The sequence below is a fragment of the Tersicoccus sp. Bi-70 genome (genome assembly GCF_001968825.1).
GTDB lineage: Bacteria > Actinomycetota > Actinomycetes > Actinomycetales > Micrococcaceae > Tersicoccus.
On sequence record NZ_MIEU01000002.1, the window covers coordinates 125,798 to 149,653 of the forward strand.

At 71.9% G+C, this 23,856-nt stretch carries 22 protein-coding genes; 3 read left to right on the forward strand and 19 right to left on the reverse strand.

From position 1 onward, the window contains the following. The first annotated feature begins 30 nt into the window (after positions 1-30). Positions 31-1,506 carry an MFS transporter gene (locus BGP79_RS00750; RefSeq protein ID WP_076692784.1) on the forward strand — a complete coding sequence of 492 codons (1,476 nt, stop codon included), beginning with the start codon at positions 31-33 and terminating at the stop codon, positions 1,504-1,506. Between the two features lie 7 nt (positions 1,507-1,513). Here the strand turns inward: BGP79_RS00750 and BGP79_RS00755 are convergent, their stop codons facing one another. The 10 genes from BGP79_RS00755 to BGP79_RS00800 all read right to left on the reverse strand — a co-directional run bounded on the left by BGP79_RS00755 (position 1,514) and on the right by BGP79_RS00800 (position 12,262). Next, positions 1,514-2,212, reverse strand: a complete 699-nt coding sequence (locus BGP79_RS00755) for a GntR family transcriptional regulator (protein WP_076692785.1) — start codon at positions 2,210-2,212, stop codon at positions 1,514-1,516. A 47-nt stretch (positions 2,213-2,259) separates the two neighbouring features. Then, the gene (locus BGP79_RS00760) at positions 2,260-3,636 is read right to left on the reverse strand and encodes an MFS transporter (protein ID WP_233120996.1); all 1,377 of its coding nucleotides are present in this window, start codon (positions 3,634-3,636) and stop codon (positions 2,260-2,262) included. Positions 3,637-3,864: 228 nt separating this feature from the next. Beyond that, positions 3,865-4,632, reverse strand: coding sequence for an SDR family NAD(P)-dependent oxidoreductase (locus tag BGP79_RS00765; protein WP_076692786.1), 768 nt, complete (start codon positions 4,630-4,632; stop codon positions 3,865-3,867). Between the two features lie 47 nt (positions 4,633-4,679). Continuing rightward, the gene (locus BGP79_RS00770; protein ID WP_076692787.1) at positions 4,680-5,669 is read right to left on the reverse strand and encodes a 3-hydroxyacyl-CoA dehydrogenase family protein; all 990 of its coding nucleotides are present in this window, start codon (positions 5,667-5,669) and stop codon (positions 4,680-4,682) included. Further along, complete coding sequence (locus tag BGP79_RS00775) at positions 5,666-6,676, reverse strand: sugar phosphate isomerase/epimerase (protein ID WP_076692788.1); 1,011 nt, start codon at positions 6,674-6,676, stop codon at positions 5,666-5,668. The genes BGP79_RS00770 and BGP79_RS00775 overlap by 4 nt, the downstream gene beginning before the upstream one ends. Before the next feature lie 97 nt (positions 6,677-6,773). After that, entirely contained in the window at positions 6,774-7,679 is a 906-nt protein-coding gene (locus BGP79_RS00780) for an NAD(P)-dependent oxidoreductase (protein WP_076692789.1), read from the reverse strand. A 5-nt stretch (positions 7,680-7,684) separates the two neighbouring features. Beyond that, entirely contained in the window at positions 7,685-9,202 is a 1,518-nt protein-coding gene (locus BGP79_RS00785; protein WP_143588253.1) for a four-carbon acid sugar kinase family protein, read from the reverse strand. 7 nt (positions 9,203-9,209) lie between these two features. Next, positions 9,210-10,004 carry a triose-phosphate isomerase family protein gene (locus BGP79_RS00790; RefSeq protein ID WP_076692791.1) on the reverse strand — a complete coding sequence of 265 codons (795 nt, stop codon included), beginning with the start codon at positions 10,002-10,004 and terminating at the stop codon, positions 9,210-9,212. Next, positions 10,004-10,465: a ribose-5-phosphate isomerase gene (locus tag BGP79_RS00795; protein ID WP_076692792.1), complete on the reverse strand. Its 462-nt coding sequence runs from the start codon at positions 10,463-10,465 to the stop codon at positions 10,004-10,006. The genes BGP79_RS00790 and BGP79_RS00795 overlap by 1 nt, the downstream gene beginning before the upstream one ends. Before the next feature lie 66 nt (positions 10,466-10,531). Next, positions 10,532-12,262, reverse strand: coding sequence for a dihydroxyacetone kinase family protein (locus BGP79_RS00800; protein ID WP_076692793.1), 1,731 nt, complete (start codon positions 12,260-12,262; stop codon positions 10,532-10,534). A gap of 107 nt (positions 12,263-12,369) precedes the next feature. Here BGP79_RS00800 and BGP79_RS00805 point away from each other — a divergent pair, with 107 nt between their 5' ends. Continuing rightward, positions 12,370-13,155 carry an alpha/beta fold hydrolase gene (locus BGP79_RS00805; protein WP_076692794.1) on the forward strand — a complete coding sequence of 262 codons (786 nt, stop codon included), beginning with the start codon at positions 12,370-12,372 and terminating at the stop codon, positions 13,153-13,155. A gap of 6 nt (positions 13,156-13,161) precedes the next feature. Here the strand turns inward: BGP79_RS00805 and BGP79_RS00810 are convergent, their stop codons facing one another. The 8 genes from BGP79_RS00810 to BGP79_RS00845 form a co-directional block, all read right to left on the reverse strand. Then, positions 13,162-13,968, reverse strand: coding sequence for an HpcH/HpaI aldolase/citrate lyase family protein (locus BGP79_RS00810; RefSeq protein WP_076692795.1), 807 nt, complete (start codon positions 13,966-13,968; stop codon positions 13,162-13,164). After that, positions 13,953-14,753, reverse strand: coding sequence for a fumarylacetoacetate hydrolase family protein (locus tag BGP79_RS00815; RefSeq protein ID WP_076692796.1), 801 nt, complete (start codon positions 14,751-14,753; stop codon positions 13,953-13,955). The genes BGP79_RS00810 and BGP79_RS00815 overlap by 16 nt, the downstream gene beginning before the upstream one ends. After that, a complete protein-coding gene (gene hpaD / locus BGP79_RS00820; protein WP_076692797.1) occupies positions 14,753-15,934 on the reverse strand; it encodes a 3,4-dihydroxyphenylacetate 2,3-dioxygenase in 1,182 nt (393 codons plus the stop codon). Before hpaD ends, BGP79_RS00815 begins: the two co-directional genes overlap by 1 nt. Before the next feature lie 54 nt (positions 15,935-15,988). Beyond that, positions 15,989-17,518 carry an aldehyde dehydrogenase gene (locus BGP79_RS00825; protein WP_076692798.1) on the reverse strand — a complete coding sequence of 510 codons (1,530 nt, stop codon included), beginning with the start codon at positions 17,516-17,518 and terminating at the stop codon, positions 15,989-15,991. A 69-nt stretch (positions 17,519-17,587) separates the two neighbouring features. Further along, positions 17,588-18,280 carry a GntR family transcriptional regulator gene (locus BGP79_RS00830; RefSeq protein ID WP_076693246.1) on the reverse strand — a complete coding sequence of 231 codons (693 nt, stop codon included), beginning with the start codon at positions 18,278-18,280 and terminating at the stop codon, positions 17,588-17,590. 5 nt (positions 18,281-18,285) lie between these two features. Then, on the reverse strand, positions 18,286-19,854 hold the full coding sequence (locus BGP79_RS00835) for a fumarylacetoacetate hydrolase family protein (RefSeq protein WP_076692799.1): 1,569 nt from the start codon (positions 19,852-19,854) through the stop codon (positions 18,286-18,288). A gap of 262 nt (positions 19,855-20,116) precedes the next feature. Beyond that, a complete protein-coding gene (locus BGP79_RS00840; RefSeq protein ID WP_083701437.1) occupies positions 20,117-20,962 on the reverse strand; it encodes an alpha/beta fold hydrolase in 846 nt (281 codons plus the stop codon). A gap of 5 nt (positions 20,963-20,967) precedes the next feature. Continuing rightward, positions 20,968-22,254 (reverse strand): YihY/virulence factor BrkB family protein, encoded by a 1,287-nt coding sequence (locus BGP79_RS00845; protein ID WP_076692800.1) that lies wholly within the window; start codon positions 22,252-22,254, stop codon positions 20,968-20,970. Between the two features lie 113 nt (positions 22,255-22,367). Here BGP79_RS00845 and BGP79_RS00850 point away from each other — a divergent pair, with 113 nt between their 5' ends. After that, a complete protein-coding gene (locus BGP79_RS00850; RefSeq protein ID WP_076692801.1) occupies positions 22,368-23,174 on the forward strand; it encodes a transglutaminase family protein in 807 nt (268 codons plus the stop codon). Positions 23,175-23,292: 118 nt separating this feature from the next. Here the strand turns inward: BGP79_RS00850 and BGP79_RS16270 are convergent, their stop codons facing one another. After that, positions 23,293-23,760 carry a MarR family winged helix-turn-helix transcriptional regulator gene (locus tag BGP79_RS16270; protein ID WP_076693248.1) on the reverse strand — a complete coding sequence of 156 codons (468 nt, stop codon included), beginning with the start codon at positions 23,758-23,760 and terminating at the stop codon, positions 23,293-23,295. Positions 23,761-23,856 lie beyond the last annotated feature (96 nt).

The following is a 23,856-nucleotide window of genomic DNA, read 5'->3' on the forward strand; positions in this document are numbered from 1 at the left end:
TGCTGTCGAACGCGAAGAGGGCACCGCCGAATGACCAGCGACACCGGATCAGCAGAGCAGCAGCAGAACGAGGGGCAGGACCCCGGGCGCTGGCGGATCCTGGCGGTGCTGCTGGTGGCGATCTTCATGTCGCTGGTGAGCGTCAGCAGCGTCAACGTGGCACTGCCATCCATCCAGTCCGGTCTCGGCGCCACCCAGTCCCAGCTGCAGTGGGTGCTCTCGGGCTACGCCCTGACCTTTGGCGTCGTCCTCGTCGCCGCCGGACGGGCGGGGGACATCATCGGCCGCGCGCCCCTCTTCATCGGCGGCGTCGCCCTCTTCACCCTCTCCTCGGTCGCGGCCGGCCTGGCCACGGACCCCACCATGCTCGTCGTCGCCCGGTTCATCCAGGGCATCGGCTCCGGCCTGCTCAACCCGCAGGGCGTCGGCATGATCCAGCAGTACTTCCGCGGTGCCGAACGCGGGCGCGCCTTCGGTGCCTTCGGCAGCGCGGTGGGCGTCTCCGTCGGGGTGGGGCCGCTGCTCGGCGGCCTGCTGATCCAGCTCGGCGGCGTGCACGAGGGCTGGCGCTGGATCTTCTTCATCAACCTGCCCGTGGGCATCCTCGCGATCGTGCTGGCCCTGCTGTGGTTCCCGCGGCCGATGGTCGTCCGCCGGTCGGGCCGCACCGTGGGCGGCGTCGTGCGGGCCCTGGACCCGGTGGGGGCCCTGCTGCTCGGCGTCGCGATCTTCGCCGTCCTGCTGCCGTTCATGGAGGCGCGGGCGCAGGTCTCCGGCTGGCTGTGGGCGCTGGTGCCGGTCGGCGTCGTGCTCGGCGGCGCGTGGATGGCGTGGGAACGCCGCTACCAGCGCCGCGGCCACAGCCCGATGGTGGACCTGGACATCTTCCGCACCCGCAGTTTCTCCCGCGGGACGGCCCTGGTGGGGTTGTACTTCCTGGGCGTGACGAGCGTGTGGGTGCTGATCGCCCTCTACTTCCAGGAGGGACTCGGGCACACGCCCCTGGAGAGCGGGTCGATCGGTCTGCCCAACGCCGTCGCCTCCGCCCTCTCCGCCACCTGGGCCGGCCGCCACGTGCTGCGCCTGGGCCGGCGGCTCGTGATCGGCGGCATGATCAGCGTGCTGCTGGGCCTCGGCCTGAGCGTGCTCGTGATCGAGCTGCACGGGCACGGCCTGGTCAGCGAGTGGTGGCTGTTGCTGACGCTGACGTTCGTCGGGCTCGGCCAGGGCGCCGTCGTCAGCCCCAACCAGACCCTCACCCTGGCCGAGGTGCCGCTCGAGTACGCGGGCAGCGCCGGCGGCATCATGCAGACCGGTCAGCGCGTCGGCACCTCGGTGGGCATCGCCGTCATCACCGCCGCGGCCTTCACCGTGCTGGGTACCGGCGGCTGGGCGAACGCGATCTCGGTCGGGTTCGGCCTGGTGGCCGTCGTGCTGCTGGGCGCGCTCGCCGTCGGTTTCGCGGACGAGCGGTCCCGGCGACAGGAGCCCACCCCGGCCTCCTGACGCAGGGTCAGGACGCAGCGGACGTCGCGGAGGCGTCGTGGACGGCGCGATCCCGCACGCGCAGGATGTGCGCGCGCATGGCCTCGCGCGCGCCGGCCGGATTCTGGGCGGTGAACGCCTCGAGGACGCGGGTGTGCTCGGCGATCGCGCACTCCGCGTCGGTCACCCCGAGGTTGCCGAAGAAGCGGAAGCGCTGCACCTGGCCGCCGAGGGCCCGGTAGCCGTTGAGCAGGAACCGGTTGTCGGCCTGCTCGGCGATCAACCGGTGGAACCGCTCGTCGGCCTCCCAGTAGGCGCCGTACTCCGCGAAGGTCGGCCCCGTCGGCGCCGTGCGCAGATCGTCGACGGCAACCCTCAGCGCGGTCAGGAGGTCCTTTGTCGCGTGCGCGCAGGCGCGCTCGGCGATGGCGGGCTCGATCACGAGCCGCGCGTCCATCAGCTCGGCGAGCTCCTCGGGCGTGAAGAGCGGAGCCACCCGGTAGCCCTTGAGGGCCACCCGGTGCACCAGCCCCGTGGACTCGAGGCGGGCGAGCGCCTCCCTGATCGGGGTGGGAGAGACCGCGAACTCCGCCGCCATGCGGTCGATCCCGAGCCCGGAACCGGGCTCGAGTCGACCGTCCATGAGCGAGGAGAGCAACTCCTGGTAGACGTAGTCCGCCAGGAGCTGACGACTCGCTGGCCGAGGTCCGTGGGGCAGGGCTGGCATGCCGAGATCCTATCGAACGGGCCTGTTGCCGAACGCCACGGGATGGACTAGTGTCCCGGCGCGACGGCCTCGTCGTGCAGCAGGTCGTCGGACTTCGCGCGCCGGAAGTACTTGGTCAGCCAGATCATCAGGGCGGCCAGGAAGGCGAAGACGCCGAGCGAGACGACGCCCCACACCCCGGTCGCGGTGGGGACCGCGGCATTGATGCCGGTGCGCATCAGCGGGGCGACGAATCCGCCCAGGTTGCCGAGCGAGTTGATCAGGCCGATGCCGGCCGCCGCCGCCGTGCCGGTGAGGAATGCGGTGGGGTAGGACCAGGTGATCGGCCCGACGGAGAGGAAGCTCGAGACCGCCAGGGTGATGAACAGGATGCCGAGCAGCGGCAGGTTGTTCGCCCCGGCCCACGCGGAGCCGAGGATGAACACCCCGGTGCCCAGGTAGAACAGGGTGCCCCAGTTCCGGCGTCGGGTCAGCGTGTTCGCGGCCCTGCCGAAGAAGTAGCAGGCGAACAGGCCCACCAGCCACGGGATCGCCGTGATCAGGCCGACCTGCCAGCCGACCTTCAGGCCGATCAGCCCGGAGACCTGCTGCGGCAGGTAGAACGTCGTCCCGTAGACCGCGATCTGCAGGGCGAAGTAGATGATCGTGAAGTACCAGACCTTCCAGTTGGACAGCGCCCGCCAGATGCCGCTGGGGCCGTCCTCGGTGCGCAGCCGGTCCTCGACCGCCATCGCGTTGGAGAGGGCGTTCTTCTCGTCCTGCTCGAGGAACGTCGCCTCGGCCGGGCTGTTGGTCAGCAGGAACAGGGCGGCGACGCCGGCGATGACGGCGAGCATGCCCTCGGCGAAGAACATCACCTGCCAGCCGTGCCACGGGGTCAGCGAGTCGCCGAAGCTGATCAGGCCGCCGCTGAGCGGCGCGCCGATCATCTGGGAGAACGGCTGCGCGAGGTAGAAGATCGCGAACATCTGCACGCGCACCTTGTTGGGGAACCAGTCCGACAGGAACATGATCACGCCCGGGAACAGCCCGGCCTCGGTCACGCCGAGCAGGAAGCGCAGGACGATGAACATGGTGTCGTTCGTCGTGAACGAGAACGCCGCCGCGACGATGCCCCACGTGATGGCGATGCGGGCGAGCCAGAAGCGGGCGCCGAAACGCTTGAGCAGCAGGTTGCTCGGGATCTCGAACAGGGCATAGCCGATGAAGAAGATGCCGGCGCCGAGGGCGAACGCGCCGTCGCTGACGCCACGGTCGGTGCGCAGGGCGGCCTCCGCGAACCCGACGTTGGTCCGGTCCAGGAAGGCGACGAAATACAGGATGACGAGCATGGGCATCAAGTGGCGGGCGGCCTTGGCCACCGCGCTCTTGAGCGAGGCGTCGTGCAGGGACGGGGTGACCGTCCCCTCAGCGGAGTGGGACACGTCGGCTCTCCTTCGAGTTCAACAGTGCGGGTTCACAGTGCGGGGTTCGAACGGTGCGGGTTCTTCCAGTGCGGTTCCAACGGGGTGGTGCAGGTCGGACTAGTGGCCGTTGACGATCGAGATCACGCCGAACACGACGAGGACGATGCCGATGGCGAGGAAGACGAGACGCGACGTCGTCCAGGTGCGCGGGCGGGGACTCATGGGTGCTCCTCGGTGCGGTGGGCGTCAGTGCATGTAGAGGCCGCCGTCGACGTTCAGGGTCTGGCCCGTCACGAAGCCGGCGTCGGCGCTGATCAGGTAGGCGACCGCGGCGGCGATGTCCTTCGGCGTGCCGATGCGTGGCAGCACCCCGTCCGCGGCCATGGCGGTCTTGCGCTCCTCGGTGAGCGTGCCGCCCATGATGTCGGTGTCGATCGGGCCGGGGGAGATCACATTCACCGTGATGCCCGAGGGGCCCAGCTCCCGGGCCACGCTGCGCGAGAACCCGATGATGCCGGCCTTGGCGGCCGAGTACGCGGTCTTGCTGTAGGTGCCGCCGCCGCGCTGCGCCGAGACGGAGGAGAGGCTGACGACGCGGCCGACGCCGTGCTGGACCATGGTCTCGACCGCCCGGCGGGTCGCGTGGTGGGTGCCGCCGAGGTTGATGTCCAGCACCCGGTTCCACTCCTCGGGGCTGACCTCCAGGTACGGCACGGGCGAGGAGACACCGGCCAGGTTGACCAGCGCGACGAGCTGGGGGAGGGCGGCCTCGAGCTCGTCGAAGGCGGCGCGCACCTGCGCCTCGTCGGCGACGTCGGCGCCGGCACCGGCGGCCGTGACGCCGTGCTCACGGGCGATCTCCTCGGCGACCTGCGCGGCGGCGTCGGCGTCCAGGTCGATGATGCCGACGTTCCAGCCGCGTTCGGCCAGGTAGTGGGCGGAGGCGCGGCCGATGCCGCGCGGCGAGGCGGCACCGGTGAGGACGACGGTGCGGGATTCGGGGAAGTCGGTCATGGCAGCTCCTGTTCGGCGTGCGGGGAAGGCATCGAAGGGGGATGGGCTCAGGTCGTCGGCTGCGACGTGGCCGGCTCGACCGGGCCGGCGACGGGGGCGGGCCCGAGCTCGTCCATGACCTTCTTGATCGCCACGTAGGCCTTGTTGCGGTAGGCGACGAGCTCGGCCGTCCGGTCCGCCGGGACGTCGAGGTAGCCGGCGCCGGTCTTGGTGCCGAACTTGCCGGCGTCGACGAGTTCGCGCAGCGACTCCGGCGTCGCGAACCGCTCGGGCCAGCGGGTCTGCAGGGAGGCGTAGCAGAAGGCGTACACGTCGAGCCCGGCCATGTCGGCGATCGCGAACGGCCCGAACGCGGGCAGCCGGAACCCGAAGGTCGTGCGCACGATCGTGTCGATGTCGTCGGGGGTGGCGATGCCCTCCTCGACGATCTGCGTGGCCTCGTGGAAGAGGGCGTACTGCAGGCGGTTGAGCACGAAGCCGGTCGCGTCCTTGACCCGGGCGGTCTCCTTGCCGGTCGAGGCGACGATCTCCTCGACGACGGGCAGGATCGCCTCGTCCGTGCCGGCGTGGGGGATCAACTCGACGCCCGGGATGAAGGGCGCCGGGTTGGAGAAGTGCACCCCGAGGAACCGCTCCGGGTGCGTGACGGCCTCGGCGAGGGAGCCGATCAGGATGGTCGAGGTGTTCGAGCCGATGATGGCGTCCGGCCGGGCCGCCGCGCTGATCCGGCGCAGCGTCTCGTGCTTGATCTCGATCTTCTCCGGGACGGCCTCCTCGATGAACTCCGCGTCGGCGACGGCCTCCTCGATCGAGGCGGCGGCCGTCAGGTGCGCGTCGATGCGCTCGACGGCGTCGGCGGGGAAGAGCCCGTCGGCGACGAAGGCCTCGGCCTCGGTGAGCAGGCGGGCACGGTTGTCCACGGCGATCTGCTCGCTGATGTCGGCGATGCGGACGGTGGCTCCGGCGAGGGCGAGGCACTGGGCGATACCGCCGCCCATGTACCCGGATCCGACGACGGCGATGGTGCGGGGGCTCATGCGGACTCTCCTTCGGCTCCTGCTGAGTCGCCTGCTGTTGAAACGCCTGCGGCGGATGCGCGCGGTGCGTGCTCGTCGCGGGGAAGCAGGGAACGGATGTAGCGCTGGTTGGTGGCGCAGACGCCGAGGCTGTCCCCGCCGTACTGCTCGGTCAGGAAGATCCCGGAGAACCCGTCGCGGACGGCGTCGCGGATCACCTGGCGGTAGTTGATCAGCCCGGTCTCCATGGTGGAGGGGGTGGACGTGGCCCAGCTGCCGTCGGCCGCCTCGTCACGCGCGTAGTTCTTCACGTGCCAGTAGTTGGCATACGGCAGGGTCTTCGCGTAGAGCTCCTGCCAGTGCTCGACCGGCCGGTGCAGCCGGATCAGGTTGGCGACGTCGGGGTTGAGGCCGACGTTGTCCAGGCCGACCTCCTCGACGAAGCGCACAGCGCTGTCGGCGGTGCCGAGATAGGTGTCCTCGTACAGCTCGAGGGCAACGGGCAGGCCCACCTCGGCGGCGTGCGTGCCGAGTTCGCGGATGGAGCGCACCGCCAGGTCCCACCGCTCGGGGTCGTCGGGATCCTTCGGCCCCTCCGCGGTCCAGAACCACAGGGCACGTCGCTGCGCCTCGGAGAAGGGCTGGTGCAGGCCGGTGGAGAAGACCTGCATGCCCCACGCCGCCGCGGCGTCGATGGTCCGGTGGGCGTAGGCGAGGTTGCGCTCCTCGTGCCCGGGCATGATCACGCTCTGGCGCTGCAGGTGCACCGAGGGGATGCCGACGCCGTGCGAGGCGGCGATCGCCAGGAACTCGTCCCGCCGGGACGGCTCGAGGTCGGCGGGCCGGACGTGACTGTCGGCGAGCTCGGCGAGCGTGAAGCCGGCCTCCGCGACCTGCGTGAACATGTCGTCCCAGACCGCCGGGTCGGCATCGTGCAGGCTCACGCCCGCGGCGTCCTTGACGGGGAACGCGTGCAGGCACGTGGCGATGGGCCACGTCGATGCGATGTACGGCGGCGTCTGCGGCATGGGTCGTGAAGTCCTTCCGGAGCGCGGATTCCGTTCGAGCCGGATCAGCCGATCGTAAATCCTATAGGATATAGAGTGGCGCAGATCACGTCAGCCGTCAAGGGCGACGATCAGCCGGACGCATGACGTCGATGATCGCGGAGTCGTCCGCGGCGGCGAGGCCCGCGGCGGCTCCGAGCCGGAAGAGCTGTTCGGCCGCCGCCGCGACCGGGGTGGGCACGGATGCCTCCCGGGCGGCGTCGCCGACGATGCCGAGGTCCTTGACGAAGATGTCCAGGCGGCTGAACACGTCCGCCGCCTCGCCGGGCTCGTGCAGCATGCGCGGTCCACGGTCGCCGAGCATGAAGGAGCCGGCCGCACCGGCGGTGAGGGCGGCCAGCGTGGCCTCCCGGTCCAGGCCGAGCGCCTCCGCCAGGGCGAGAGCCTCCGCCGCCGCCGCGATGTGGATCCCGCACAGCAGCTGGTTGACGGTCTTGAGCGCCTGCCCGTCTCCGGGCCGGTCGCCGACGACCGTCAGTGTCGAGGCGAGCAGGTCGAGCACCGGGCGGGCACGTTCCCGGGCCGCCGGCGTGGCGCCGACCACGACGAGCAGGTCGCCCCTGCCCGCCCGCACCGGACCGCCGGAGAGTGGGGCGTCGACGATGTCGACGCCGGCCTCGCCGAGTCGGGCTGCCGCGGTGAGGACCGCGTCCGTGCCGACGGTGCTGGTGACCAGGACGACGGCGCCGGGGGCGAGGCTGCCCGCGATCCCGGCGTCGCCGAACAGCACCTCGTCCAGCTGGGCGCCGTTGCGCACGGCGAGCAGCACGGCGTCGGCGCCGGTCACGGCGGCGCGGGCGGTCCCGGCGGTCTCGACCCCGGCGTCACGAGCCAGGGCCAGTCGCGCGTCCGCGACGTCGTAGCCGGTCACGCGCAGGCCGGTCGCGAGGCGGGTGGCCATCGGCACGCCCATCGCGCCCAGGCCCAGGACGGCGACGGTGTAGCCGGAGGGGTGCTCGGTCATGGCGGTCACTCCTGGTGGGGGTGGGGGTGGGGGTCGGGGTCGGAGAGGTCGGCGTCGTCGGCGGTGCTGCTCGGTTCGATGGTCGTGCTCAGGGTGGCGACGACGACGGCCAACGCCTCGTCGTCGCCCACGTTCCCGGCGAAGACGACGTAGGGGACGCCGCGGGCGGGGCCGTCGGCGGGCTCCCACAGGGAGACGATCCCGGGCAGCATCGGGCCGCGCACGATCGCGCGGACGATGCCCAGCCCGTGCGCGGCGACGTCGGAGGAGGTGATGCCGCCCTTGGCGATGACGAAGCGGGGACGGCGGTCCGCCACCACGCGCTGCACGATCGCGACGAGGGCGGCCGAGACCTGCCGGGCGATCGCCAGGCTCCCCGCCGGGTTCCCGGCGGTCACGAGGGTGCGGCTGGTGTGGAGGACGACGTCGCCCGCGCCCAGGTCGGCGGAGATGCGCTGCGCGGTCTCGGCCACCGGATCGCCCGCACCGGCGAGGAGGCGCTGCACGTCCAGCTCGGCGACGCGCAGCCGCGAGTGGCGCCGGCGCAGGGCCTCGAGCTGCCGGGTGGTCTGGCCGACGTGGGAGCCGACGACGATCAGGCCGCCCGCCGTGGCATCCGGCGGCGTCGGGATCACCTCCGCGGTCAGCGGTGCGGCGACTTCCTGCCCGATCCGGGCGCGCACGAACGGCGGCCCGACCCGGTGGATGAAGCTCCGGCCGCGGCGCTCGGCCTCGGCCAGGCCGAGCGCGAGCCGGCGCAGGTCGTTCTCGGTGACCGCGTCGACGACCACCGGCGTCCGGTCGGTCGCGCCGTCCAGGACGTCCGCGATCGCGACGGCGCTCTGATCCGGGGACCCGGTGCGCAGCACCCGCAGGTCGATGCCGAGGACCGTGGATGCCCGGTGGCGCCCGGCGGACTTCTCCTCGACCCAGTCGGCGAGGACCGACGTGCGGTAGCCGAAGGTGGCGTCCCGGGCGAACTCGGTGTCGGCGACCGGGGTCAGGGCGCCGTCGGTTCCGCGGGCGTAGTGGGTGCCGCCGACGGTGATCCGTCCGGCGTCCGGGAAGGCGGGCACGACGACGACGCCGTCGGTCGTCCGCCCGGTGAGTTCCTGCACGGTCGCCGCGATGGTGTCCGGCTCGAGGGGGAAGTGCCCGCGCAGCGTCGAGTCGCTCCGGCTGACGAAGGTGACGGCGCGGCTGCCCTGCGCGGCGGCGAGGGCGTTGGTCACCACCTCGCGATTGCGCCGGGCGGCCTCGTCCGGGTCGAGGCTGCGGGTGTTGGTGAGCACGTAGACGGCGGGCGCAGGCCGGCCGGGGTCGGGCGTGGCGAAGGCCCACGTGAAGTCGTCGACCTCCCAGCGGGTGAGCACGGGCAGGCCGGCGACGGACTGCGTGCCGGTCGGGTCGTCGTCGAGCACCACGAGCACCTGACCCGAGGCGGCGAAGGACGCGGCGACCTGTGCCGCCGGCACCTCGGTGTCGGCAGGAAAGGCGGTGTGCAGGTCGTCCTCGCGGATCACGGGCACCTCATTCGGTGGGAAGCGGGGCGTCGGGGACACCGGCGAGCGCGTGCGCCTCGTCGAGGATGGACGCCAGGGCGGCGGGGTCGTGGGCGAAACGCCCGAGGAACAGCCCGTCGACGTCGTCGGCCACCGCGCTCAGCAGGCCGGGCCGGGCGCTGCCCCCGTAGACGACCCGGGAGCGCGGGTGCGCGGCCAGGCTCCGCACGTGCGACCGGAGGATCGAGCAGACGGCGCGGATGTACGCGGGTTCGGCAGGTTCGGGGGCCCCGATGGCCCAGCGGGGTTCGTACGCGACGACGATCGGGGCGCCGCCGTTGCTGTCGCCGGGGGCGTCGCGCAGGGCGTCGTCGATCTGCCGCACGCACGCGGCGGCGGCGTCCGCGGGTTCGCCGCGGTCGGTCTCGCCCACGCAGAGGAACGGGGTGAGTCCGTGGCGCAGGGCGGCGGCGGTCTTGGCGCAGACCACCGCGTCGGTCTCCCCGAACAGGGCGCGCCGCTCGGCGTGGCCGACCTCGACCACGCGACAGCCGATCTCGGCCAGCTCGGCGCCGCTGACCTCCCCGGTGTACGCCCCCTCGTCGGCCGTTGCGAGGTCCTGACCGCCCACGACGGCGACCCCGTCGAGGATCCGCAGGGCCGCCGGAATCGCCAGGTACGTCGGCATCACGGCCAGCTCGACCGCACCGGATCGGACGGCGGGATGTTCCCGGGCGAGGTCGGCCACGTCACGGCACCAGGCGAGCGCGCGCTCGTGCCCGAAGTACATCTTCAGGCTGACCCCGAGGACTCGGGGCGCCATCACGCGCCCTCGTACGCCGTGATCTCCTGCACCTTCTCCTGGGACTTGCTCGTCGGGTCGAACTCGTACGTGAGCCACTCGGCGACATTGCGGCGGGCCAGCTCCAGGCCGACGACGCGCTGCCCCATGCACAGGACCTGCGCGTCATTCGAGAGCACGGCCCGCTCGACCGAGTAGGCGTCGTGCGCGGTAGCCGCTCGGATGCCCGGCACCTTGTTCGCGGCGATGGCGACGCCGAGGCCGGTGCCGCAGATCAGCAGGGCGCGGTCCGCCTCGCCCCGGGCGACCATCTCGGCCGCGGTCGTGGCGATGGTCGGGTAGTTGGTGTGCCCGTCGGCGTCGACGCCGACGTCGGTCACGGTGGTGACCAGGTCGCTGGCCTCCAGGTCCTTCTTGAGGGCTTCCTTGTAGTCGAAGCCCGCGTCGTCGGAGCCGACGACGATCCGCCACTGCGGTGCCATGGTGACCTCCAGGTCTGTCTGTCTGTCTGTCTGTCTGTCTCGTGGAGTGGGTTCGGGAGAAGTGGTTCAGGAACGGGGGAGCCGGTCGGCGATGGTCGTCGCGATCAGGGCGAGGGAGACGGCGCCGGGGTCGGCGGTGCCGCGGGACTTCTCCCCGTGGGACCGGGCGCGGCCCTTGTGGGGGAGCAGGTCGGCCGTCTCGTCGGCGGCCCGGGTGGCGGCCTCGGCCGCGGCGCGCCACGCGGAGGCGGGGTCGTCCCCGCGGCCGACGGCCTCGGCGAACGTGCTGGCCAGGGGGGCCAGGGCGTCGACCATCGTCTTGTCCCCAATCTCGGCCCGGCCGTGCTCCTTGACGGCGTCCGAGGCCGCGGTCACGGCCTCGGCGAGGGTGGCGCCGGTGGGCGACTCGTCGTCGCCGACGCGCTCGCCGAGCGCCCGCAGCACCACGCCCCAGAGGGCGCCGGACGTCCCGCCGGCGTGGTCGGCCCACGCGTCGGCGACGCTGGTCAGCGCGGTGCCGGCTCCGGCGCCGAGGTCGACGACGGTCGCGGCCTCGTCGGCGGCAGCGCGAGCTCCCCGCTGCATCCCGATGCCGTGATCGCCGTCCCCGGCGATGGCGTCGAGCCGGCCGAGGTCGTCCGCGTGCTCGTCGATGACGTCGCGCACGGCGACGAACAGCTCGGCGATGCGGCCGGCCGCGGCGCGGGAGGCTTCACCCGCCGGGGGAATGGTTCGCTCGGGCTCCAGGTCGGCGTCGGGATCCAGGGCGGTCAGCGCGGCGGTGTCGACGGCGCCGGAGCGCCAGGCCGGCGTGTCGGCGGGTGCGGACCACAGCTGCTCCAGCTCGTCGTCCAGCCACAGCAGCGTCAGGGAGACGCCGGCCATGTCGAAGCTCGTGCAGAACTCGCCGACCTGCGGATCGATCAGGGTGAGCCCGCGCTCCTGCGCGAGGTCGGCGATCCGGGCGTAGACGACGAAGAGCTCCTCGGTCTTGACCGAGCCCAGCCCGTTCAGCACGGGAACGACGCGGGCGCCCTGCGGCGAGACGCCCTCGGGGATCTCCGCCTCGTCCAGCAGGCGGTCGATGAACAGCTCGGCCAGGCCGGCGGCCGTGGGGACGTCGGTCTCGTCGAGCCCCGGTTCGCCGTGGATGCCGAGGCCCACGGCCATCCGCCCCTCGGGGACCGAGAACAGGGGCTCCTCCGCACCGGGCAGGGTGCAGCCCGAGAAGGCCACACCCATCGACCGGGTGCGTTCGTTCGCCAGCCGGGCGACGCGCTCGACGCCGTCGAGATCGTCCCCCCGGGCGGCTGCGGCGCCGGCCAGCTTGAACACGGGCAGATCACCGGCGATGCCGCGGCGACTGCCCCGGTCGTCGGCCGGTGCGGAGAAGATGTCGTCGGTCACCGTGACCGTGCGGCAGTCGATGCCCTCGGCGCGCAGGGTCTCCTGCGCCTCGTCGAAGTGCAGGACGTCCCCGGCGTAGTTGCCGTAGCTCAGCAGGACGCCGCGGCCGCGCTCGCTGGCGCGCACCACGGACTCCACCTGGTGCGCGGACGGGGAGGCGAAGAGGTTGCCCATCGCGGCACCGTGGGCCAGACCCGGGCCGACGAGCCCCGCGAAGGCGGGGTAGTGGCCGCTGCCGCCGCCGATCACCACGGCGACCTCGGGTTCGCGGCCGGCCGTCGAGCGGGCGACGCCGCCGTAGACCTGGCGGACGTAGCGGCCGTTCGCGCGCACGAAGCCCACGACCATCTCGTCCGCGAAGTCGCTGGGATCGTTCCAGAGCCGGGTCATGGGTCCTCGCCTTCGAGTCCGTGTACGGGTCCAATATCCTATAGGATATTGGGTCGAGTGCCGGAGGTAAAGGCCTGGCCGACCGGCCGGGCCGGTAACGTGACGGGGTGAGCACGACCGTGAACCCCGCCGACGGCACCACCATCGCCTACGACGTCTCCGGTGAGGGGCCCGCCGTCGTGCTGTTGCACGGCTCGGCCCTGTCCAAGGCGATCTGGCGCGGGCTCGGCTACGTCAAGGCGTTGGCCGGGTACAGGACGGTGCGGATCGACCTGCGCGGGCACGGGCGCAGCGGCAAGCCCGCCGACGTCGAGTCCTACCGGATGCCCCGGCACGTCAGTGACGTCCTGGCCGTCCTGGACGCCGAGGGCATTGGCGCAGCGCACTGGGTCGGTTACTCGCTCGGGGCGCGGACGGCCTTCGCGGTCGCGGCCGAGCGGCCCGAGCGCGCGCTCAGCCTCACGGCACTCGGCGGCTCGCACCGGCCCCAGGCGGGCCAGGTCGAGGCGCTGTTCTTTCCCGGTTACCTGGACGCGCTGCGCACCGGCCGCATCGAGACATTCGTCGAGGGCTTCGAGGCCGCGACCGGGTCACTGGACCCGACCACCCGGCAGGCGTTCCTGGCCAACGACGCGTCCGCCCTGGCCGCGTGCTTCACGGGGACCGAGGAGGAGCCGGGCCTGCCCGAGTCGGTGTTGCGCACCCTGACGCTGCCGGCGCTGTTGATGGCCGGCACGCGGGACGCGCAGCGCCTCGCGGACGCCCACCGGGCGGCCGAGCTGATGCCGCACGCGCGGGTGGTCGAGCTGCCCGGCCGCACGCACGGCACCACGCTGTTCCCGGCCGGCCCGGTGCTCGACGAACTGCTGCCGTTCCTGGCGGCGTCGTCCTGACCGAGCTCAGCCCAGGACGGCGGCGAGCCCCTCGCTGCCGCGGGCGAGCAGGGTGACGTCCGAACCGACGGAGACGAACGCGACGCCGGTCTCGGCGTACGCCCGGGCCCGCTCCGGGTTGAAGGCGTTGATGCCCACCGGCTTGCCGGCCGCGCGTCCCGCGGCCACGCACCGCTCGACGGCGGCGAGCACGTCCGGGTGCTCCTGCTGGCCGAGCAGCCCGAGGGAGGCGGCCAGATCCGAGGGGCCGAGGAAGATCGCGTCCACGCCGTCCACGGCGAGGATCTGCTCGACGTTCTCGACCGCCGTGCCGGTCTCGATCTGCACGGTCAGGCTGAGGGTGCTCGACGCCCGGGCCAGGTAGTCCGGGATCCGCCCCCAGCGGGAGGAGCGGCCCAGCGCCGCACCCACGCCGCGGATGCCCGCGCCACCGTTTCCGGCAGCACCGCCGGTGCCGGGGTACCGGATCGCCGCCACCGCGGCAGCCGCGGCCTCGGCGGTGTCGACCATCGGCACCAGCAGGTTCTGCACCCCGGCGTCGAGGTACTGCTTGATCTGCACCGGGTCGTTCCACGGCACCCGCACCACGGAGACGACGTCGTACGCGGCGGCCGCCTGCAGCTGCGCGAGCGTCGAGGTCAGGGTGTTCGGCCCGTGCTCGACGTCGACGAGCAGCCAGTCCACGCCCGAGCCGGCGCAGATCTCGGCCACCAGGGCGGACCCGGAGCACACCCACATGCCGGTCAGCGGCCGGTCGGCGGCGGCGAGCGCGGCGGCCAGGGTCGGCCTCGGTTCCTCTACACGAATCGGCATGTCACGGTCCCCAGTTCTCGGTAGTCGGCGAACACGGCGTCGCCCTGATACACCCACATCGGCCGGGTGAAGGAGCCGGCCAGGATGAGGTCCCCGGCCCGCAGCCGCTGCCCGTGGGCGGCGAGCTTGGTGGCCAGCCAGACGACGCCGGACGCCGGGTGGCCCAGGACGCCGGCCGCGACGCCGGTCTCCTCGATCCCGGCGTTGCGGTACAGCAGCGCGGACACCCAGCGCAGGTCCACCGTATCGACCTTGACCGGGCGGCCGCCGATCACCATGGCCCCCATTGCGGCGTTGTCCGCGATGGTGTCCACGATCGTGCGCCCGCTCATCTCGATCCGGGAGTCGAGGATCTCCAGTGCCGGGACGACGTACTCGGTCGCGGTGAGCACGTCGAAGATCGTCACGGGCGGCGCCTCCGGATCCGCGCTGCCCAGATCGGAGCCCAACCGGAACGCCAGCTCCACCTCGACCCGGGGGTGGGTGTAGCGCTCCCACGGGATCTCGACGCCGCTGTCCAGGACCATGTCGTCGTGGATCACGCCGTAGTCCGGCTCGGTGATGCCGGTCGCGTCCTGCATCGCCTTCGAGGTCAGCCCGATCTTCCGGCCCACCACGGTCCGGCCCGTCTCCTGCAGGCGCGAGGACCACAGCTGCTGGACGGCGTAGGAGTCCTCGACCGTCATGTCGGGGTGGCGGGTGTGCAGCAGCGGCACCGGGGTGCGGGTCCGTCCCGCCTCGACCAGTTCGTCGGCGATCGCGGCGATCGTCGTCTCCTCCAGCATCAGAGTTGGTTCCCGAGCTTGAAGCCCTTGGCCGCCTCGCCGCGGTAGCTTCCGTCGTCGTCGCCGGCGCGGGTGTAGGAGAAGCCGTCGGCACCGATGGTCACGTCCATCTCGGAGGGATCCTCCCGGTCGACGACCGGCTTCGGGTTACCGTCCAGGTCCAGGACGAGGGACGCCTCGGTGTACCAGGACGGGACGACGGGGTTGCCCCACCAGTCGCGGCGCTGGTTGTCGTGCACGTCCCAGCGCACCACCGGGTTGTCCGGGTCGCCCGTGTAGTAGTCCTGCGTGTAGATCTCCACGCGGTGCCCGTCCGGGTCGAGGACGTAGAGGTAGAAGGCGTTGGAGACGCCGTGCCGGCCCGGGCCGCGCTCGATCCGGTCCGACATCCGCAGGGCGCCCATCTTGTCGCAGATGTAGATGATGTTGTGCTTCTCGTGCGTGGCGAACGCGACGTGGTGCATGCGGGGGCCGTTGCCGCCGGTCATGGCGGTGTCGTGCACGGTGGGCTTGCGCCGCATCCAGGCGGCGTACTCGACGCCGTCGGAGTCCGAGATGTCCTCGGTGATCCGGAAGCCGAGGTCCTCCATGTACCGGCAGGCCCGGGGCACGTCCGGGGTCACCTGGTTGAAGTGGTCGAGCCGCACCAGGGCGCCGGCACCGTAGAGGTCGTAGCGCCAGGCGAGGCGCTCCACGTGCTCCACCTCGAAGAAGAACTCGTAGGGGAAGCCCAGCGGGTCCTCGACGCGCACGCTGTCGCCGATGCCCTTGACGAAGCCGTCCTTGCGGCGCTCCGTGCGGCAGCCGAGCTCCTGGTACCAGGCCTCGGCCCGGTCCACGTCCTCGGGCGTGCGGACCCGGTAGGAGAAGGCGGCGACGGCGGCGACCGGCCCCTGGCGCAGCACGAGGTTGTGGTGGATGAACTCCTCCATCGTGCGCAGGTAGATCGCGTTCTCGTCCTCCTCGGTCACGATGAGGCCGAGCAGGTCGACGTAGAACGCGCGGGAGGCGGCCAGGTCGGTGACGACCAACTCCATGGAGGCGCAGCGCAGGATGTCGGGCGCGGGAGCGGACGGGGTGGCGATGGGGTTGGCGACGGTCGGCCGGACCACGTCGTCCTGCTCGACGACGGCCGGGCCGGTGCCCGAGGGATCGGTGGAGGGATGGGGGGTGGTGCTCATGGGTCTTCTCCTCATCGAGAGAGCGGTCGAGAAAAGGTCGGGAAGGGGAGTGGCTCAGGCGTCGTCGACGGCGGCGGCGTCCTCGGCCTTGCCGAAGACCGGGTTGTGCACCTCGCCGAGGTTGATGTGGACGGCCTGCTGCTCGGTGTAGAAGTCGATCGAGCGGTAGCCGCCCTCGTGGCCGAGGCCCGAGGCCTTGACGCCGCCGAACGGGGTGCGCAGGTCGCGGACGTTGTTCGAGTTCAGCCAGACCATGCCGGCCTCGATGTCCTGCGCGAAGTTGTGCGCGCGCTTGAGGTCGTTCGTCCAGATGTAGGCGGCCAGGCCGTACTTCGTGTTGTTGGCCAGAGCGAGCGCCTCCTCGTCCGTGTCGAACGGGGTGATCGCGACGACGGGGCCGAAGATCTCCTCCTGGAAGATGCGGGCGTCGGGGGCGACGTCGGCGAACACCGTGGGGGCGACGAAGTTCCCGTCGGGGAACTGCTCGGGTCGGCCGCCGCCGGCGGTCAGCCGCGCCTCGCCCTTGCCGATCTCGATGTAGGAGAGGACCTTCTCGGCGTGCTCCGGGTGCACGAGGGCCCCGACCTCGGTGCTCTTCTCGTGCGGGTAGCCGACCTTCACGCGCTTCGCCTGGGCCGAGTAGCGCTCGACGAACGTGTCGTAGATGCTGCGTTCGACCAGGATGCGGGACCCGGCGGTGCAGCGCTCCCCGTTGAGGGAGAAGACGCCGAAGATGGTCGCGTCGATCGCCGCGTCCAGGTCGGCGTCGGCGAAGACGACGGCGGGGGACTTGCCGCCGAGCTCCATCGACAGGCCCTTGAGCCAGGGAGCGGCGTTGGCGAAGATGAGCTGACCGGTGCGGGACTCGCCGGTGAAGGAGATCAGCGGCACGTCCGGGTGCTTGACCAGCGAGTCGCCGGCGTAGCCCTCCTCGCCGAAGCCGTGCACGAGGTTGAAGACGCCCGCGGGCAGGCCGGCCTCCTCGAAGATGCCCGGCCACAGGGACGCGGACAGCGGCGTGAACTCGGCCGGCTTGAGCACGACGGTGTTGCCGGTGGCCAGCGCCGGGCCCAGCTTCCAGGACTCGAGCATGAACGGCGTGTTCCACGGGGTGATCAGGCCGGCGACGCCGATCGGCTTGCGGTTGACGTAGTTGGCCTGTCGGCCGGGGACCTTGAAGGCGTCGTCGTGCTGGGCGACGATCAGGTCCGCGAAGAAGCGGAAGTTCTCGGCGGCGCGCCGGGCCTGGCCCAGGGCCTGCGTGATCGGCAGGCCGGTGTCGAAGCACTCCATCTCGGCCAGCTCGTGGCCGCGGGTCTCGACGATGTCGGCGATCCGGTTGAGGACGCGGGAGCGCTCGCGGGGCAGCATGCCCGGCCACGGCCCGTTCAGATAAGCGTCCTTCGCGGCCGCGACGGCGGCGTCGATGTCGGCGACCTTTCCGGACGCGGCCTTCAGGTACGGCTCGTTGGTGACGGGGTCGAGGACGTCGAAGGTGTCGCCGTCGATCGAGTCGACGTGCTGACCGCCGATGTAGTGCTGCAGGAGGGTGGGGAGGTTGTCGGGCTTGGCGTGGCTGGTCACGGGTCTCTCCTTCGAGGGATGGATCGGGGAGTCGGTGGGGAGGATCGGGAGGGGTGGTGTCGGTCGTGTTCAGGTGCCGGCGTGGGCCAGGTAGGCCTCGAGGGTGGCCAGGCGGTGCTGCCGGGCGATCCGTTCGATCGTCCCGACGTCGTCGCCGGCGGCCAGGGCGTCGAGCAGGGCGTCGTGCTCGTCGACGGACCGGGCGGCCCGGCCGGGCACGTACGCGAACGTCGAGGAGCGCAGCGCGCCGAGCCGGTTCCAGCCGCGGTGGACGAGGTCGAGGACGTGCGGGTTGGGGCAGTTCTCGAACAGGATCGCGTGGAACCGCAGGTTGAGCTCGGTGAAGGTGCGGGGATCGAAGTCAGCGAGCCGCTCGCGCATCTGCCGGTTGACCTCGCGGGCCCGGTCCAGGTCGGCCGGCGTCACGAGCGGCGCACACAGGGCGGTGGCGTAGCCCTCGACGAGCGCGAGGGTCTGCATGGTGTAGAGGTACTCGGTCGGGTCGATGCCGGTGACGGTCGCGCCGACGTTGCGTTCGAAGGTGATCAGCCGCTCGGACTCGAGCCGCCGGATCGCCTCGCGGACGGGCACGACGCTCATGTCCAGTTCGTCGGCCAGGCGGGAGAGCACCAGCCGGTAGCCCGGCCCGTAGCTTCCCGAGCGGATCCGGTCCAGCACGTACTGGTACGCCGTCTCGGACTTGCTCGCCGTCGCGGGGTTCTTCTCGGGGTTCGTCGCCGTGCTCTTCTCGGTGGTGGTCACGGCGGTCAGAGCTCCCGCGGGTGCTCGGCGGCCCACGCGTCGTACGCCGCGCGCCACGCGGCGTTCAGCGGGAAGAGCCCGTCGACGGGTTCGCCGGCCTCGACCTGCGCGTAGATGAACGTCTCCTCGTGCTCCTGCTGCAGGCACTCCTCGACCAGGTCCTCGGCCAGGGCCGGCGGGATGACGAGGATGCCGTCGGCGTCGGCGACGATGATGTCGCCGGGCACCACGGTGGTGCCGCCGCAGGCGACGGCGACGTCCGTGTCCCAGGGCACGTGCTTGCGGCCGAGCACCGCGGGGTGGGCGGTGGCGTAGAAGGTCGGCAGCTCCAGGCCGGCGACGACGGCCGCGTCCCGGACCCCGCCGTCGGTGATGATGGCGGCGGCGCCGGCCACCTGGGCGCGCAGGGCGAGGATGTCGCCGAGGGTCCCGGCGCCCTTCTCGCCGCGGGCCTCCATGACGAGCACGTCGCCCTCGTGCAGGTCGTCGACGATCCGCTTCTGGGCGTTGTACCCGCCCCCGTGCTCGGCGAACAGGTCCTCGCGGTTGGGCACGTAGCGCAGGGTCCGGGCGAGACCGACGACCTTGGCGTCGTCGCGCGTGCAGCGCAGCCCGTCGATGGAGACGTTGTTCAGGCCCCGCTTGCGCAGCTGGGAGCTCAGGGTCGCGGTGGCGACGGCCTCGAGCCTGCGCCGCAGGTCGGGGGAGAGGACGGAGCCCGCGGTCTCCGGCTCGGACGGGGCCGCGTCCGGCGCGGGCGGTGCCGCGTGCTCGGCCTGCTCCGGGGCGGCCTGCTCCGGCGCGGTGGCGGCGTTCGCCGTTCCGGCGCGCCAGGCCTCCTCGCTGCCCCACGCCTCGACCCGCTGGTCGTCGGTGATCGTCGGGGTGATGCCGTAGGACGGGTCGGCCGGCACCGTGCCCTCGGTGACGCGGCTGATCAGCCGGCCCGAGCTGAGGGCTCCGTCGGCCGTGGTGACCTCGACCTCGACGACGTCGCCGGGCTGGGCGACGGAGGAGCCGGCGGGCGTACCGGTGAGGATCACGTCGCCGGGCTGCAGGGTGATCCACTGGCTGAGGTCCGCGATCAGCCGGCCGAAGCCGAAGAGCAGGGTGTCGGTCGTGTCGTCCTGCGCGATCGTCCCGTTGACCCAGGTGCGCACGCGCAGGCCCGCCGGGTCCACCTGGTCGGCGGGGATGAGCGCGGGGCCGAGCGGGGTGAAACCGGCGCCGCCCTTGTTCCGCAGGTTGGAGCCCTTGTCCGCGGCGCGCATGTCGTACAGGCCCCAGTCGTTGGCGGCCGTGACCCAGGAGACCGCGTTCCAGCCCTGCTCGGGCGTGGCCCGGTACGTGCGGGTGCCGATGACGAGCGCGACCTCGCCCTCGTAGGCCAGCAGCTCGGTGCCCGCCGGCCGCTCGACCGTGGAGCCGCTGTGCGCGAGCGAGGACGCCGGCTTCAGGAAGTAGGACGGGTGCTCCGGGGTGCGGCCGCGCTGGGCGGCGCGGCTGGGGTAGTTCAGGTGCACCGCGATCACGGTGCCGATGTCCTGGAGCACCTGGTCGGTGACGTCGTGCATCCGCTCCTCCTCGATCGGTGGCCGATCCCGTCGGCCTCGCGTGCGCGGTGGACGCGTCGGCGAGATCAGCAATGAAATCGTATACGATCCAGTGTCGCCGTGACGGGCGCCACTGTCAACCCCTGACAGCGCAACGAATTCGCCAGCTCGTCGATAGATGTTCGAAACGGCCCAGAATCGGCCGGTTGCAGACATCAAATGACGAGCTGGCGGGGGAAGGAGCCAGTGGTGCGGGGCGGAGTGGGGGCGGGACGGGCGCGAGTCAGGCGAGGAACGCGAGGGCGGCATCCTTGAACGCACGGCTCGTGACGGTCGAGAGGTGATCCCGGCCGGGGATCCGCAGCGATTCCGGCGTGCCGCCGGCGTCCTCGAGCAGGGACAGGAGACGGTCCATCCCGGCGGCCAGCTCGTCGTTCTCCCCCGCGGCGAGCAGCACGGGCTGGCGGGGCACCATCGACTCCGGGTGGTAGGGCTCCTGCTGGGCAGCGCTGATGAACGCGAGGATCGGGTCCATCGGGTTGCCGGCCGCCTGGGCCATCGAGACGAACATCCGGGTCTCGTCGTGGGTGATGTCCGCTCCGGACTCCAGATTGGCGCGAGCGTCGGCCAGGTCGAGCTCGACGAAACGGTCGTCGGCGGCTGCGCCCCCGAGCACCACGCGGCGCACCAGCTCCGGCTGGGCCGCCGCCAGTTCCCAGGCGAGCCGCGCTCCGAAGGAGTAGCCGACGAGGTCGGCGCCGCCACCGTCCGGGCCGATCGGGGTGACGCCCTCCTGCGCGAGGATCTGCAGCAGGTCCGCCCGGATGCGGGACGGCAGGCACGCCTCGACCGTCGACGCGGCGGAGCGACCGTGGCCGGGGAGGTCGACGGTCAGGACGGTGCGCCCGCCCCGGGTGAGTTCGCGCACCCAGCCGGGCCGCACCCAGTTCATCTCGGCCGACGAGGCGAACCCGTGGATCAGCAGGACCGGGGGAGCGTCGAGCGCCTCGCCTTCCTCCGGAGCGAACCGCTCGACGTGCAGCCCGGCGTCGACACCCTCGACCAGCTCGTGGTCGAGGGTGCCGACGCGCGAGGCGTCCGGACCGGCGGGGTGTTCCGTGTCGTCCACCCGGCTCAGACGTCCTCGCGGCGCGTGCCGTACTGGTGGCTGCCGGGCTGGTTCTTCAGCACCGCCTCCGGCACCACGGTGGCGCCGGTCTCGTCGTCGCCGGAACCCTTGCCCTTCTTCGCCTTCTTGTCGCTCTTCCCGTCGTTGCCGGCCCGGCCGTGCGCGTCGTGTCCGTGATCGCGCGAGGAGTCACGCTGACCGTCCGACCCTGCACCCGCGGTGCCGTCCTGCTCGCTCTCCACCCGCAGCTCACGGCCCTGCTCGACGAGGTTCTCCGTCTTGGCGGCCAGCTTGTCGGACTGCTTGGTGTCACGCGGCGGCAGCTGGATGGTCTCCTCCGCCTTGATGCCGGCCTGCAGCTGCCGGCCCCGCTCCAGCTCGGCGTCGAACTCGGCCCCGAAGAGCAGGGAGATGTTCGCGATCCAGATCCACAGCAGGAAGATGATGACGCCGGCGATGGACCCGTAGGTCTTGTTGTAGTTGCCGAAGTTCCCGACGTAGAACGCAAAGCCGATGGTCGCGATGATCAGCACGACGATGGCGATGATCGCGCCGGCCGAGATCCACCGGAACTTCGGCTGCTTGACGTTCGGGGTGGCCCAGTACAGGACGGCGATGGCCACGATGACGAAGATGAGCATCACGGGGATCTTGACGATGTTCCACACCGTGACCGCCGTGTCGCCGAGGCCGATCACCTCGCCGATACGCTGAGCGATGGGGCCGGAGATGACGAGCATGAGGCCGGTGGCGGCGATGAGCAGCACCATCACCAGCGTCACCAGCAGCATCACGGGACGCAGCTTCCAGATCGGCCGCCCCTCGTCCACCTCGTAGATGCGGTTCATGGCGCGCCCGAAGCCACCGACGTACCCGGACGCCGACCAGAGGGCGCCGAGGATACCGATGACCAGCGTGAAGCCCGCGCCGGTGGAGCTGGTCAACTCCTTGATGGTCGGCTCGATGGTGTCCAGCGCCTGGCCGCCGATGGGGCGCAGCAGGTCGAGCACCGCGTTGGTCGTCGTCTCCGCCTGACCCACGACGCCGAGGATGGAGACCAGGGCCAGGATGGCGGGGAACAGGGACAGGACCGCGAAGTAGGTCAGACCGGCCGCCAGATCGGTGCACTTGTCCTTGCCGAACTCACTGATGGTCCGCTTGAACACGTAGCCCCACGAGGGCTTGGACACCTCGGTGGGGGAGTCCGGTTTGCGTGCGTCGTCCGGGTCCGGTGCGTCGGCCTTGCCGCGCGCGGTGTGCGCGTCGTCGGCGGTCGAGGTGGTGGTCGTCATGGTCGCTCCTGGTCCATCGGGGGAGACCGCGGGACCGCGATCGCCCGAGCAGTGAGATCGTGGTCTCAGGCTAGTACACACTCATCACCCTGCTGACGACCTTCGGAGGTTCCATGCAACGCGACGTGTCCGCCCACATCACCGGTCGGGTCGGGGAAGGCACGAGGCTGGTGTTCGCCGTGGCCGCCGTCGACAACCCCGGGTACGAGCACTTCGCGGAGGAGCTGTCGGTGACCATCGACGGGCACGAGGTGGACGTCACGGAGATCCGCGAGAGCCACGGCGGCCGCCTGCACGCGGTGACCGCGGGCGTCTCCGGTGAGGTGGTGCTCGACTACCGGGCGAGCGTCTCCGGCCGGTCCACCGTGGACGAGGTGCGGGACCTGGATCTGATCGAGTACCTGCGGCCCAGCCGGTACTGCGAGTCGGACATGCTGATGCCCACCGCGTGGGCGGAGTTCGCCCAGCTGCGCGGCCCGGAGCTGCTCGACGCCGTCACCCGCTTCGTGCACCGCGAGCTCGCCTATGTCTCCGGGTCGAGCCGCCCCACCGACGGCGCGGTGTCCACGCTGCTCATGCGCCGCGGTGTCTGCCGGGACTTCGCACACCTGGCGGTCGCCCTGCTGCGGGGCAAGAACGTGCCCGCACGGCTGGTGGCCGTGTACGCGCCGGGGCTGTCGCCGATGGACTTCCACGCGGTCGCCGAGGCGTACCTGGACGGGGCCTGGTACCTGCTGGACCCCACGCGGATGTCACAGCGCCACCAGCTGGTGCGGATCTCGACGGGCCGGGACGCGGCGGACACCGCGTTCCTCACCGCGATCGACGGGCCGTTCACCTTCGGGGACCTGAACGTCACGGCGACGGCGGAGGGCGACTGGCCGGCGGACACCGGCGCGCCCGACGTCGTCCTCGGCTGACACGCCGCGGAGGGCTGGGACAGAAGGGGCCGGGCGCCGGGCGGGACGCGGAAAGACGCCGGCCCGGACGCCGGCCCTGATGACCGCCGGGCGGCCGCCGGTGGAGCGCCCGCCCCGGTCAGCCCGGGTCGGGCAGTCCCGCCCGCAGCCGATCGGTGAGGTCGGCCAGGGCGTCCATCTCGTCGCGGGTCAGGGCGCCGGAGAACAGCCGGCCGATGGTGCGCAGGTGGAGCCGGCCGACCTGACGCTGCGTCTGGACGCCGGCGTCCGTGAGCCGGACCTGCACGCCCCGCGCGTCCTCGGCAGCACGGCGACGCTCGACCAGGCCGCGTTCGTCCAGTCGCTCCAGCATCCGGCTCAGGCTCGGCTGGCTCATCAGCAGCCCGGCGTTCAGCTCGTGCTGGCGGATCCAGTCGTCGCAGCGGGAGAGGTTGTAGAGGACGTCGTACTCGCGCATCGTCAACGTCGCGAAGGCGTCGTCGGCGAGCAGGTGGCGCATCACCTCGACCTTGGCCCGGAACAGGGACTCCCACGCCCGGTCGGCCGATCGGAGATCGGAGCGGGCCGCCGGTCGCCCGGGAGGCACGGACAGGTCGCTCCCACCGTCCGCTGACGGGCCGGATTCGGCCGCGTCGGATTCAGCGCCCGTGTCAGCAGCGCCGGGGTGGTCAGCGCCGGGGCC